This window comes from Amycolatopsis sp. NPDC050768, from assembly GCF_040654155.1.
Classification (GTDB): domain Bacteria; phylum Actinomycetota; class Actinomycetes; order Mycobacteriales; family Pseudonocardiaceae; genus Amycolatopsis.
In genome coordinates this window covers 321,304-334,415 of sequence record NZ_JBFAHL010000010.1, presented here as the reverse complement: position 1 = coordinate 334,415, position 13,112 = coordinate 321,304, and the positions used below count along the sequence as shown (strand labels likewise).

Annotated in this window: 10 protein-coding genes; 6 read left to right on the top strand and 4 right to left on the bottom strand. The window is 71.7% G+C overall.

What is annotated here, in order from left to right:
* The first annotated feature begins 63 nt into the window (after positions 1–63).
* The 6 genes from AB0H62_RS29125 (at position 64) to AB0H62_RS29100 (ending at position 7,632) form a co-directional block, all read left to right on the top strand.
* On the top strand, positions 64–1,392 hold the full coding sequence (locus AB0H62_RS29125; protein WP_360589434.1) for an NtaA/DmoA family FMN-dependent monooxygenase: 1,329 nt from the start codon (positions 64–66) through the stop codon (positions 1,390–1,392).
* An 11-nt stretch (positions 1,393–1,403) separates the two neighbouring features.
* The gene (locus AB0H62_RS29120) at positions 1,404–1,994 is read left to right on the top strand and encodes an NADPH-dependent FMN reductase (protein ID WP_220240518.1); all 591 of its coding nucleotides are present in this window, start codon (positions 1,404–1,406) and stop codon (positions 1,992–1,994) included.
* A complete protein-coding gene (locus AB0H62_RS29115; protein ID WP_360589432.1) occupies positions 1,991–2,887 on the top strand; it encodes a 3,4-dihydroxy-2-butanone-4-phosphate synthase in 897 nt (298 codons plus the stop codon). The genes AB0H62_RS29120 and AB0H62_RS29115 overlap by 4 nt, the downstream gene beginning before the upstream one ends.
* Before the next feature lie 293 nt (positions 2,888–3,180).
* Complete coding sequence (locus AB0H62_RS29110; RefSeq protein WP_220240520.1) at positions 3,181–4,158, top strand: polyphosphate kinase 2 family protein; 978 nt, start codon at positions 3,181–3,183, stop codon at positions 4,156–4,158.
* Positions 4,159–4,196: 38 nt separating this feature from the next.
* The gene (locus AB0H62_RS29105) at positions 4,197–6,926 is read left to right on the top strand and encodes an HAD-IC family P-type ATPase (protein ID WP_360589430.1); all 2,730 of its coding nucleotides are present in this window, start codon (positions 4,197–4,199) and stop codon (positions 6,924–6,926) included.
* Between the two features lie 58 nt (positions 6,927–6,984).
* Positions 6,985–7,632: an AAA family ATPase gene (locus AB0H62_RS29100; protein WP_360589428.1), complete on the top strand. Its 648-nt coding sequence runs from the start codon at positions 6,985–6,987 to the stop codon at positions 7,630–7,632.
* A 786-nt stretch (positions 7,633–8,418) separates the two neighbouring features.
* On the opposite strand, the gene AB0H62_RS29095 is transcribed toward AB0H62_RS29100, so the two are convergent.
* From AB0H62_RS29095 to AB0H62_RS29080, 4 genes are all read right to left on the bottom strand, one after another.
* A complete protein-coding gene (locus tag AB0H62_RS29095) occupies positions 8,419–9,285 on the bottom strand; it encodes an ABC transporter ATP-binding protein (protein ID WP_360589426.1) in 867 nt (288 codons plus the stop codon).
* Entirely contained in the window at positions 9,282–9,686 is a 405-nt protein-coding gene (locus AB0H62_RS29090) for a GntR family transcriptional regulator (RefSeq protein WP_360589424.1), read from the bottom strand. The genes AB0H62_RS29095 and AB0H62_RS29090 overlap by 4 nt, the downstream gene beginning before the upstream one ends.
* Before the next feature lie 86 nt (positions 9,687–9,772).
* The gene (locus AB0H62_RS29085) at positions 9,773–12,130 is read right to left on the bottom strand and encodes an arylsulfatase (RefSeq protein ID WP_360589422.1); all 2,358 of its coding nucleotides are present in this window, start codon (positions 12,128–12,130) and stop codon (positions 9,773–9,775) included.
* A gap of 113 nt (positions 12,131–12,243) precedes the next feature.
* On the bottom strand, positions 12,244–13,110 hold the full coding sequence (locus AB0H62_RS29080; RefSeq protein WP_220240526.1) for a LysR family transcriptional regulator: 867 nt from the start codon (positions 13,108–13,110) through the stop codon (positions 12,244–12,246).
* Between the last annotated feature and the right edge of the window lie 2 nt (positions 13,111–13,112).

Sequence of the window (13,112 nt, the reverse complement as noted above, 5' to 3'; positions counted from 1 at the left end):
GCCGCGGCGCGAACCTAGCGTCGATCGTGGCCCTGATCCCCGACGACGCCAAGGAGACCCCCAGTGGACGCCGGCACCCCCTCCATGATCCTGACGGCCGCGCTGATGCACGGCCTCGGCATGCACACCGGCGCGTGGATGGCGCGCGAAGGCGACGCCGGTGACCACCTGACCCCCGCGCTGTACAAGGACATCGCCCGCACCGCCGAGGCCGGGAAGCTGCATGCGATCTTCCTCGCCGAGCAGATGACCAACCAAGAGGTCGGCACCGAGCGCCCGTGCGGCGCGCTCGACACCGTCACCGTGCTGTCGCTGATGGCCGGGATCACGGACAAGATCGGCCTGGTCGGCACCGGGTCGACCACCTACAACCAGCCCTACGACCTGGCGCGGCGCTTCGCGACGCTGGACCACCTCAGCCAGGGCCGCGTCGGCTGGAACTCCATCGCCACGCAGAACCCCACCGTGATCGAGATGTTCGGCGGCGGCAGCCACCCCGACCACGCGCAACGCTACGCGCGCGCCGACGAGTTCATCGACGTGGTGCTCAAGCTGTGGGACAGCTGGGAGGAGGGCGCGCTCCTCGGTGACAAGGAAGCCGGCGTGTTCGCCGACCCCGACCTGGTGCACGAGATCAACCACGTGGGCGAGTACTTCGCGGTGAAGGGCCCGATGCCGTTCGCGCGCTCGCCGCAGGGCCGTCCGGTGATCTTCCAAGCCGGCTCGTCCGACCGCGGCCGTGACCAAGCCGCCGAGTACGCCGACGTGGTGTTCACCGCCCAGCACGTGCTCGAAGACGCCGTCGCCTTCCGCGACGACATGCGCCGGCGCGCGGCCGAGTACGGCCGCCACCCCGACAGCATCAAGATCCTGCCCGGCATGTCCGTGGTCCTCGGCGCCACCGAGAAGGACGCGCAGGAGCGCAAGCAGCTGATGGACGAGGTCTTCGGCGTCACCGCGAACATCAAGAAGCTCTCCAAGCGCGTCGGCCTGCCGGTCGAGGTGCTTGAGCTCGACCAGAAGTTCCCCGCGCACCTGCTCGGCCCGGACGAGGAGTTCACCGGTTCGATCGGCTTCCGCCGCAGCATCGTGAGCCTCGCGGTCAAGGAGGACCTGACCGTCCGCGAGCTCATCGGCAGCTACGGCGGCGGTCACCACCAGGTCGTCGGCACCGCGGAGCAGGTCGCCGACCAGATGCAGGAACGCCTGCTCGCGGGCGCGGCCGACGGCTTCACGCTCATGGTCGACATGCTGCCCTCGGGTGTGCACGACGCCGTCGAGATGCTGGTGCCCGAGCTTCAGCGGCGCGGCCTGTTCCACACCGACTACGAGCACGACACCCTGCGCGAGAGCCTGGGCCTGCCCACCCCGTCGCTCGTCCCGGCTGGCTGAAGGAGTCGAGCATGACCGCATTGCCGAGTATCGGGGGAGACCCCGTGCGCGTGCTGGGGATCGGCGGCACGCTGCGGCCGGGTTCGACGTCGGAGCGCGCGCTGCGGCACGCGCTCGCGGCGGCCGCGGCCGAGGGCGCCGAGACCGAGCTGATCACGGCCACGGAGCTGGCCCTGCCGATGTACGACCCGGGCGTGGCGCCGCTGACCGACGAGGCCGTGCGGCTGCTCGAAGCCGTCCGGCGGGCCGATGCCCTCGTGCTGTCCGTGCCCGGCTACCACGGCGGGATCTCCGGGCTGCTGAAGAACGCGCTCGACCACCTGCAGGAACTCGCCGACGACCCGGTGCCCTACCTCGACGGCAAGGCCGTGGGCTGCGTCGTCGCGACGGGCGGCTGGCAGGCCGGGGTCACCACGCTGACGTCACTGCGCTCGACGGTCCACGCCCTGCGCGGGTGGCCGACGCCGCTGGGAGTCGTGGTGAACTCGGCGACCAAGCCGTTCGACGCGGCGGGCGGGATCGCCGACGCGAAGGTCGGCGACCAGCTGGCCACGGTGGGCCGGCAGGTGTGCGGGTTCGCGCGGTTGTGGAGTGCCGCGTGACCCTGTCACCGGCCCGGGAGGTGGTCGCGGCCGGCGGTGTCACGGACGCCGCCGCGGCGCTGGCCCGGGGTGAGGTCGTGCTGGTCGCGGGTGAGGAGGGGGCGGCGCTGGTCGCCGCCGCCGAGCTCGTGACCGGCGAGACGGCGCGGTTCCTGGCCGCCCACGGCGGGCCGGTCGGCTGCGCGCTGCCCGGCGAGTGGGTCGACCGGCTGCGGATCCCGGCGATGGTGCCCGCCTCCGACGTCCACGTCGGGGTGGGGCACGGGTCACCGGCCCGCACCCTGCGCGCGCTGGCCGATCCCGCGACGCGCCGCGAAGACTTCCGGGTGCCCGGGCCCGTGTTCCCCACCCGCACGCGCGAGCTCGGCGTGCTCGAACGCCCCGGCCTCGCCGAGGCGGCCGTGGATCTGGCCCGGATCGCGGGCTGCGAACCCGTCGCGGCCTTCGTGGAGCTCGACGCCGCGGCCGACGGTCTGCCGTGGGTGTCCGTCACCGAAGTGGCGGCGTATCGGCGGGCGCGCGAACGGCTCGTCGAACGCGCTGCGGACGCCCGGCTTCCCCTGGCGCACGGTGGTTTCCGGGCGCTCGGGTACCGCGACCTCGTCGACGGCGGGGAGCACGTCGCCCTCGTGCACGGCGAACTGGGGCGCGGCTCGGTGGTGCGCGTCCACATGGAGTGCCCTGCCGGCGACGCCTTCGGCGCCCGGCACTGCGGGTGCGCGCAGGCCGTGCGCGATTCGCTCGACGAGATCACCCGCGCCGGATCGGGCGTGCTGGTCTACGTCCGCGGCCGCCGATCACTGTGGTCCACGCTCACCGGGCACCGGGTGCCGGACGGCCGGACGGACCACGTGGCGGGCCAGATCCTGCGCGACCTCGGTGTGGACGACTGACCGCATCCGGTGCTCCACTGTGGACTTCCGGCCGGGAACCGTGCCGCGAAACCGGGTTCGCGCCGCGCGCCTCACCCGAAACGGGTGAGGCCGCGCGCGTCGGACGGCTCCACCGCCGGGTGGCCGGGCGCACCGGTCCGCCGCTGCCCGCGCCCGCGCTGCCGGTGAGGCGGGCGGTGCGCGGGCCGGCGGGATATCTCGCCCTCAGCAGGTGATGGGGAAACCCGCCGTGGTTGAAAGGTTCAGGCGTCGCCGGGGGAAGGGACCCTGGTCGGTGCGAAGAGGACTGAACCATGGCGGGCGATAAGCGGGCCGAGCGGATCGCGGAGTTCATCAGGCCGCTGCGCGTCGAGCCGGGGTCGAAGGTCCGTCTCTCCCGGGACTTCGACCCGGCCTACCGAGGTGACGTGCTGCGCAAGAAGGACGGCCGCGAGCTGCTCGCGGCGGGAGTCACCCTGCTGGCGGACTACCAGCGCCGCCTGGCCGCCCAGAACACCTACGGCGTGCTGGTCTGCCTGCAGGCATTGGATGCCGGCGGCAAGGACGGCACGATCCGGCACGTGATGAGCGGCGTGAACCCGCAGGGCGTGCGGGTGAGCGGGTTCAAGGTGCCCTCGTCCGAGGAGCTGGACCACGACTACCTGTGGCGCTACGCGCGCCGGCTCCCCGCGCGCGGGGACATCGGGATCTTCAACCGGTCGCACTACGAAGAGGTGCTCGTGGTGCGGGTGCACCCGGAGCACCTGGACCACCAGCAGCTGCCCGCGTCGGCGCGGCGCGGGCACGTGTGGGCGCGCCGGTTCCGGGAGATCAACGACTGGGAACGCTACCTGACCGACAACGGGTTCAAGATCGTGAAGATGTTCCTCAACTTGTCGAAGGAAGAGCAGCGCACGCGGTTCCTCAGGCGGATCGACCGGCCCGACCGCAACTGGAAGTTCTCCGCGGCCGATGCCCGCGAACGCCGGTTCTGGGACGACTACCAGCGAGCGTTCTCCAAGGTGCTCTCGGCGACGAGCACGGAATGGGCTCCGTGGTACGTGATCCCGGCCGACCGCAAGTGGTTCGCCCGCACGTGCGCGGCCGCCGTGCTGGCGCACACGCTGATCGACATCGACCCCCAGTACCCGACGGTGAGTGACGAGCGGCGCGACGACCTCCTCGTCGCGCGGGCGGAGCTGGAAAGCGAAGCACCCGAAGGCGCGCCGGCCGACCCGTACGCCGCCGCCGAGAAGAAGAAACGGGACAAGAAGAAGAAAACGAAGCACTGACGACCGCGGTTTCGGCTCACGGCGATCGGAGGGCGGAAATGGTCGCACAGGAGCACGCGCCGGCGAAAGAGCACAACTGGTACTCACGCACCCCCGGCGACGTGGCCTCGGCGTTCGGCGTCGACCTGGAGTTCGGGCTCTCCTCGGCGACGGCGGCGGAGCGGCTGAGCGTGAACGGTCCCAACGCGCTGCCCGAGGAGAAACCGAAAGCGGCCTGGCTGCGGTTCCTCGAGCAGTACACCAGCTACATGCAGCTCATCCTGGTCGCGGCCGCCGCGGTGTCGCTGGTGATCAAGCAGTGGGGCACGGCCACGCTGCTGCTGGTGCTCACCGTCGGCAACGCGATCGCGGGCCTGCGCCAGGAGGGCAAAGCCGAGAGCGCGATGAACGCGCTGAAATCGATGATGAAGGCGACCGCGCGGGTGCGCCGCGACGGGGTCGAAGAAGCGGTGCCGGCCGAAGAGATCGTGGTCGGCGACGTCGTGCTGATCACTGCGGGCGACCAGGTCCCCGCCGACTGCCGCATCGTCGTGGCCAACGCGTTGCAGATCGACGAGTCGTCGCTGACGGGCGAGAGCACACCGGCGGTGAAGGACGCGGTCGCGTTGCCCGCCGGCAAGCTCGGCCCCGGTGACCAGTCGAACATGGCGTTCATGAACTGCCCGGTCACGCACGGCAGCGCGACCGTCATCGTGACCGGCACCGGCCAGGAAACGGAGCTCGGCAAGATCTCGGGGATGCTGTCGGCCACGACGCGCGAGAAGTCGCCGCTGACGAAGCAGCTGAACACGCTCACGCTGTGGATCGCCGCGGCGGCCGGGATCACCATGGTCGTGATGTTCGTGCTGGGCCGCGGCCGTGGTCTGTCGTGGGACGTCCTGTTCGTGAGCGCGATCTCGCTGGCGATCGCGGCCATCCCCGAGGCGCTGCCCACGGTGAGCCAGGTGATCCTGTCGCTCGGCAGCGTGGACCTGGCCAAGCGCAACGCGATCGTCAAGGACCTCCCTTCGGTCGAGACCCTCGGGTTCACCTCCGCGATCAACTCGGACAAGACCGGCACGCTGACGATGAACCAGATGACCGCCGTCGAGGTGGTGAACCACACCGACCGCTACACCGTGAGCGGCATCGGGTACAGCCTCGACGGCAAGGTGCACCACGCCGCCGGTTCGGCGGGCGGCATCGAGAGCGCGATCCTGCCCTACCTGCTCGCCAGCGACGCGAAGATCGTCGACGGCAAGGTCGTCGGCGATCCCACGGAGGGTGCCCTGCTCGTGCTCGGCGCCAAAGCCGGCCTCGACGTCGACGCCACGCGGGAGAAGCTGCCGCGCACGGCGACCTTGCCCTTCGACCCGTCGTACAAGCTGATGGCCACCTTCCACCCGACGACCGACGACTCGGGCCGGGAGGTGGTGCGCTGCTTCGTGAAAGGCGCCGCGCCGGCGGTGCTGGACCGCGCCGCGACAGCCTTGTCGGGCGGCGAGTCCGTGCCCTGGGACGACGCCGTGGACCGGCAGGCCCGCGAACGCATGAAGAGTATGGAAGCGCAGGGCCGGCGTGTGATGGCCGCCGCCCAGTGCGACCTCGACCCGGCCGCGTTCGACCCCGAAGGCGACTTGCTGTCCTACGTGACCGGCCTGCAGGTGATGAGCCTGGTCGCGATGGTCGACCCGCCGCGTGAGCAGTCCCAATCCGCGGTGGCCAGCGCACAGGCGGCCCACATCCGGGTGCGCATGGTGACCGGCGACGACGTCACCACCGGTGCGGCGATCGCGAAGCAGCTCGGCATCCCGGGTGACGCGGTCCTGGGCTCGGAGTTCGTGGACCTGCCCGAGGCCGAACGGTTGTCCCGCATCGATGACATCGGCATCGTGGGACGCGTTTCCCCGGAACACAAGGTGATCCTGGCCGACACGCTCAAGAAGAAAGGCGACGTCGTCGCGATGACCGGCGACGGCGTGAACGACGCGCCGGCCATCAAGGCGGCGGACCTCGGGATCGCGATGGGCAGCGGCACCGACGTCGCGAAGAACGCGAGCCGGATGATCCTGTCGGACGACAACTTCGCGACGATCGTGTTCGCCGTCGAGCAGGGCCGCAAGATCTACGACAACCTCACGAAGTACATCCGCTTCGTCCTGGTGCTGCTGGTCGTGTTCGTGCTGACGTTCCTGGGCGCCAGCCTGTTCAACATCGCCGCCGGCGAGCCGTTCACGCCGGCGCAGGTCCTGTGGATCCACTTCGTGGTGAACGCGCCCTTCGGGTTCGCGCTCGGCTTCGACCGCGAAACACCGGGGCTCATGGGGCTGAAACCGCGGCCGCGCGGCGAGTCGGTGCTCACCCGCCCGGTGTTCGTCACCGTCGGGCTCTCCGGGCTGGTCGTGACCGTCGGACTGCTCCTGCTGCTTTCGCTGGGCCAGGCGTACTTCGGCAGCGCCGAGGTCGCCACCACGATCGCGTTCACGGCCTTCGCAATGTGCTTGATCGTGGCGGCGGTCGAATGCCGCAGCGAGACGGGGACCGCACTCACGATCGCCACGTTCGACAGCAAGCAGATGAACTGGGCGATGCTGGGCGAGTTCGTGCTCGCGGTGCTGGTCATCAAGATGGACGTCTTCAACAAGCTGCTGGGCACCACGGACCTGACGCTGACGGAGTTCTTCTGGGCCCTGGTCCCGGCGGTCGCGCTGCTGATCCTGTGGGAGGCCGGCAAGGCCGTGGCGCGGTGGCTGAAGGGGAGCGGCGCGCACCGGGTCAATCGCACGTGAGGAAAGAGTAAAGGAACCATTACCTTTCGTTGCCCGTTGTCAGGGCATGGAGCGCACGGTGATCGAGCTCGGGAGCCGCGATCTGCTCGTGGTGGCGGGACTGCCCGGAGCCGGCAAGACGACCCTGCTGCGCCACGCCGCCGGCTCCCTGCGCGTGCTCGATTCGGACCAGGTCCGCGGCCGCCTCGGAGCCGTGCTGCCCGCCGCCGTGCCGTACCGGCTCTACCGGCCGGTGGTGCACGTGTGCCACCGCGCGCGGATCGTGCTGTTCGCGGCTCTGCGACGCGGGCCGCTGGTCGTGCACGAGCCCGCCACCCGCGCGTCGACACGCCGGTGGCTAGGTCTGGTGGCCCGGGGCACCCGGCGTCCGGCCCGGTTGCTGTGGCTCGACGCGACCGCCGAGGAGGCGCTGGCGGGGCAGCACCGCCGCGCGCGGATCGTGCGGAGCCGCTCGTTCGCGCGGCACGTCGCGAGGGCCCGCGTCGTGCGGGAGGAGCTGCGCGCGGGGCGGGTGCCCCTGGGCTTCGCCTGCGCCCAGGTGCTCACCCGCTCCGCCGCTCCGTACGCGGTGCTCAGGCCAGGCGCCGACGGACCCACCAGAACGCCCCTGCCACGCACAGCGCGGCCAGCAGCACGAACAGACCCGCCTCGCACAGCTGCAACGTCCAGAACCGCCCGGCCGGCTGCACGGGGTACAGCCGGGTGAACCCGGCCGCGGCCAGCTTGTCGACCGGCTCCATCCCCGGGATCGGGGGCCGCGGGACCCCGGCCAGGGCCAGGGTTTCGTCGTAGCCGTGGATCACGCCGGCTCCGTCGCGGAACACCTGCGTGCCGACGGTGAGGTCGCCGAAGTGGGTCTGCTCGGTGAGCACGGGGGAGAGCAGCCGCGGGCGCACGAGGTTCTTCACGACCACGATCACCGGCAGGAAGCCCACGAGCGCCACGGCCGCGCCGGCGAGCGTCCGCCGGAACACCGCGCCGCCGGCGACTCCGAGCGCGAAGCCGAACAGGCAGGTCGCCGGAAAGGAAACAAGCCCGAAGTCGAAGGTCGGGAACCAGCCGTCGACCTGCGTGGCCGGCGCGAACCACCACGCGTACGCGGCGGCGAAGACGAGCCCGTAGGCCACGGAGAACGCACCGCCGAGCAGCAGCTTCGAGCCCAGCCAACGGCCGCGGGTCACCGACTGCGTCCAGGTGAACCGGAACGTGTGGTGCTCCAGCTCCGTGGCCACGACGGGCGCGCCGAGGAACATGCCGAGCGCGGCGGGCAGGAGCGTCAGCAGCAGCTGCGCGTAGTTGTGCACGAAGGCGATCAGCGCCGGCCAGTCACCGCACCGCGGGTCCGGTGCACCGGCGAAGCAATCGGGCAGGTCCACTGTGGACAGCGATGACCGCATGCCGGCGCCCATCGCCACGTAGCCCGCGGCCAGTACGACGAACAGGACGGCGAGGCCCAGCAGCCGCGCCCGGTCCTGCCGCCAGGAAACCCAGATCACGCCGCGACCTCCTTCGGCCGCCCGGCCGCGAGGTGGTGCAGCACGAGGTCTTCCAGCGACACCGGCTCGGCGCGCCAGCCCGGCGGAAGCGCCGGCCGCGGACCGCGCAGGAGCATCGTGGCCGCGTCGCCCCGGCGTTCGCAGGACAGCGGGACGCTCCGGATCTCGTCCACAGTGGACGCCGGACCGGTGAGCCGCACGTGCTCCGCCATGAGGTCGTCGACGTCGCCGGACAGCACGACCCGGCCGTGATCGAGCACCACGAGGTGGTCGCACAGCCGCTCCAGCTCGGACACGACGTGCGAGGACAGCACGACCGTGCAGTCGTGGTCGGCCTTCGCCGCCATCAGGCCGCCCATGAGGTCGCGGCGGGCGAGCGGGTCGAGACTCGCGACGGGCTCGTCGAGCACCAGCAGCTCCGGTCGCCGCGCGAGCGCGACGCTCAGCGCCACCTGTGCCCGCTGGCCCCCGGAGAGCTCGCCGACGCGGCGTTGCAGTGGAATGCCCAGCTCACGCACGCGGTCGAGCGCCGCGCGGTGGTCCCAGCGCCGGTTGAGCCGGCGCGCGGCTTCGAGCATCTCGCGCACTCGGAACGATTCATAGAGCGAATGCCGCTGGTCGAGGTACGCGACGCCGTCGGTCGGCTGTCCCGGCTTCACCGGGCGGCCGAACAGCTCGAGGTTCCCGGCCGAGGGCCGCAGGAGCCCGGCCAGGAGGTTCAGCAGGGTCGACTTCCCCGCACCATTGGGTCCGACGAGGCCGACCACGCGACCCTCGCCGATTTCGAGTGTGCAATCCCGAAGCCCCCAGGCGCGACCGTAGCGCCGGCCCAGGGCATGGGTCGCGATCGCCGCTGTGCTCACTCATTGTCCTTCCCAGAACGTCTTCCGATGCGCAGGAGCACGGACGAGACGAGGGCCTCGACGTCGGCGACGGTCAGGCCCGACCCGCGGGCCTCGTTGATCCACCGCTCGAACCCGGCGCGCAGCTGCGCCTGCCGTTCGGGCGACACGCCTGCCGGGTCGTCGCGCGCGACGAACGTGCCCATCCCGGGCCGGCCGCGCACGATGCCGCGGTGGTCCAGCTCGCGATACGCCTTCTGCACGGTGTTCGGGTTGATCACGAGCTGCCGCGCGACCTCTTTGACCGTCGGCAGCCGGTCGCCCCGCTTGAGCTCGCCGAGCCGCACGGCGTGCTCGACCTGCCGCACCAGCTGCAGGTACGGCGGCACACCCGAACCACTCTCGAACCGGAACTCGAACACCGTGTCCGTTACTCCTGTATCCGCTACCCCAATTGACTAGGGAACTAGGTTAACGGCCGGTCAGAGTGCTGATCATCCGGGGGTGGTCACTGGGCGCCCATGATCCGTCGCTGCAGGCCACCGTCGGCTTCAGCCACTTCGGCGGCCGGACCGAGGTCGATCCGGACCGTGTGCACGAGCCCCGTGAACGCGTTGGTCCCGGCGGCGTAAGCGTCGGACACCGGCGTGCCGAGGTCGACACCCACGTCGAGCGTCTCGTCGAAGGAGAAGTAGTACGCGATCGTCCGCTCCACGCGGGCCGCCGCGAGCTTCTCGCCGTCGGCGGTGAGCACGGCTTCGCCGCCGAGGCCGGGCCCGCCGCCGTCGTAGGTGAACTCGAGGCGCAGCTCGTGGCGGCCCGGGGCGAGCGGGTCGGTCGCCGCCGCGGTGAAGTGCTCGAGGCCGAAGTAGTTGTAGACGTAGACCGGGCGGCCGTCGGCGAAGTACAGCGTCCAGCCACCGAAGCGGCCGCCCTGCGCGATGACGACGCCGGACGCGGGCGTGGCGGGCAGGTCGACGTCGGCGGTGATGACGTGGGAGCGGTTCTTGACGTTCGGCGTGGTCTCCTCGGTGAAGCGCCGCATCCCGTCGCGGTAGGTCACCGACGTTCGCGCGCCCAGCAGGTCGAGCCGCCCCGCCAGCACAGGGTTCTCGCGTTCGGTGACGCGGTCGTCGAGCGGAAACACCTGGTGTTTCGCCGCCTCCACGAGGAAAAGGTCCTGCAGCTCCCGCAGTTTCGCGGGGTGGTCGGCGGCGAGGTCGCGGGCCTGGCTCCAGTCGCGGGTGAGGTCGTAGAGCTCCCAGACGTCGTCGGAGAACGGCCGACGCTTCGTCGCCACCATCTCCCACGGCACGCCGTGGCGCGTCACCGCGGTCCAGCCCTCGTGGTAGATCCCGCGGTTGCCGCACATCTCGTAGTACTGCGTGTGGTGGCGCTCGGGCGCGGCGGTGTCGGTGATCGTCTCGCGCAGGCTCACGCCCTCGATCGGCTGCTGGTGCACGCCGTCGACGCTGTGGGGCGCGGGAATGCCCGCGCAGTCGAGGATCGTGGGCAGCACGTCGATCACGTGGCCGTACTGGTGGCGCAGCCCGCCGGCCTCGGCGCCGCCCGCGGGCCAGTGCACGATCAGCCCGTCGCGGGTGCCACCGAGGTGCGAGGCGACCTGTTTCGTCCACTGGTACGGCGTGTTCAGCGCGAGCGCCCACCCGGCGGGCGCGATCGGGTAGGTGCTGGGGTCCCCGATCTCGTCGAGGTGGCGGATCATCTCCTCCGGGTCGTCGACGAGCCCGTGGCCCAGCCGGTGTTCCACGAGAGTGCCCTCGATGCCGCCTTCGCCCGACGCGCCGTTGTCGCCGAGCAGGTAGAGGAACAGTGTGTTGTCGAGCTCGCCCAGCTCGTCGAGCGCGGAGACGAACCGGCCCACCTGCGTGTCGGCGTGTTCGACGAACCCCGCGAACGTCTCCATGAACCGCGCGGCCAGCCGTCGGCGGGTGTCGTCGAGTTCGTCCCAGCGCGGCACGCCTTCGGCCCACGGCGCGAGTTCGGTGTCCCCGGGCACCACGCCGAGCTCCTTCTGCCGCGCCAGCGTCAGCTCCCGCTGCCGGTCCCAGCCGTGGTCGAACCGGCCGCGGTGCCGCTCGCGCCATTCGCGGCCGACGTGCAGCGGCGCGTGGGCGGCGCCGAGGGCGAGGTAGGTGAAGAACGGGCGGTCGGGTGTGAGCGTGCGCTGCGTGCGCACCCAGTCGACGGCGTGGTCGACGAGGTCCTCGGTCAGGTGGTAGCCGTCCTCCGGCCGCCGGCCGGGTTCGACCGGCGTGGTTCCCTGGTACAGCAACGGGTACCAGTGGTTCATCTCCGCGCCCAGGAAGCCGTAGAAGGTGTCGAACCCCTCGCCGGTCGGCCACCGGTCGAAGGGGCCGACCGCGCTGATCTCGCGCGGCGGCGTCTGGTGCCACTTGCCGAACGCGGCGGTGCTGTACCCGTTGCCCTGCAGGATCTGCGCGACCGTGGCGGCACTGCGCGGGCGAAAGCCGTGGTAACCCGGCGCCGAGGTCGCCATCTCCGTGGTGCCGCCCATGCCGACGGAGTGGTGGTTGCGTCCGGTCAGCAGCGCCTGGCGGGTTGGTGAGCACAGCGCGGTCACGTGGAAGCGGGTGTAGCGCAGCCCGCCGGCCGCGAGCCGGTCGGCCGTCGGCATGGCGCACGGGCCGCCGAACGCGCTCGAAGTTCCGAAGCCCAGGTCGTCGGCCAGCACCACCACGACGTTCGGCGCGCCGTCCGGTGGTGGTACCGGCCCGATCGGCGTTCCCTGGCCGCGCTGCTCGCGCACGTCGAGTGCAGCCGGCGCGGGCACGGGGACGTCCGGGCGCGGCAGTACGTGGCGCCCGGCGGGGAACGCGGACATGAAGGGCTCCTTCCGAAGTGGACGCCAACGAGCTTCACAGCGGCCGGCCCCGGCGGCCAGGCTCCGGACGGGGGTGGCCCAGACCGGAATCCGATCAGGCCGAGAGGTGATCTTTATGGGCCCTCGCCGGCCAGGGCCAGGAACCGTTCCGCGGCAGGGGAGAGCGGCCCGGCGCGCCAGACCATCCGGCCGCGCCGCAGCAACGGCGGGTCCAGTGGCACGGTGATCGCGCCCTGGCGACACGCGTCTTCGGCCATCGCGCGGGGCAGCAGCGCCGCACCGGCCCCGGCCAGCACGAGGGGCACGATCATCGCGCGGTGCTCGGTCTCCACGACGACGCGGGGCTCGGCCGTGCCGCGCAGGGCTTCCTCGACGATCCACCGCGTCGCCGTGCCCGGCGGGGTGGTGACCAGGTCCAGCGCGGCGAGCTCGGTCACCGGCAGCACGTCGCGCACCGGCGAGTCCGCGGGCAGCACGGCGAACACCTCCTGCTCGGCGAGGTCGAGCCCGGCGAGCCCCGGCGTTTCGGCACCGGACTCGACGAGACCGACCTCGCTCTGTCCATTTCGGACGCGGTTCACGACGTCCGAGCCCGTCTCCGGCGCCCGCACGCGCACGAGGACCCGGGGGTGCGCCGCGCGGAACCGGCCGAGCAGCTTCGCGAGCGGGTCGACGGCGAGCGTGGTCTGCGACGCGAGGTCCAGCGTCCCGCCGTCGAGACCGAGGACCTCGCGCACGGACGCGTCGGCCGTGCGAAGGTCGCGCAGGATCTGCCGGGCCGGGGCGACGAGCGCCGTGCCGGCCGGCGTCAGCGTGGCGCCGTGGGGCAGGCGGTGGAACAGCAGTCCGCCGAGCTCCTTTTCCAGCGTGCGCACGGCGTGCGAGAGCGACGGCTGCGCGACGTGCAGCCGCCGGGCCGCGTTGGTGAAACCGCCGTGGTCGACGACGGCGAGGAAGTACTGAAGCTGGCGGCGTTCCATCC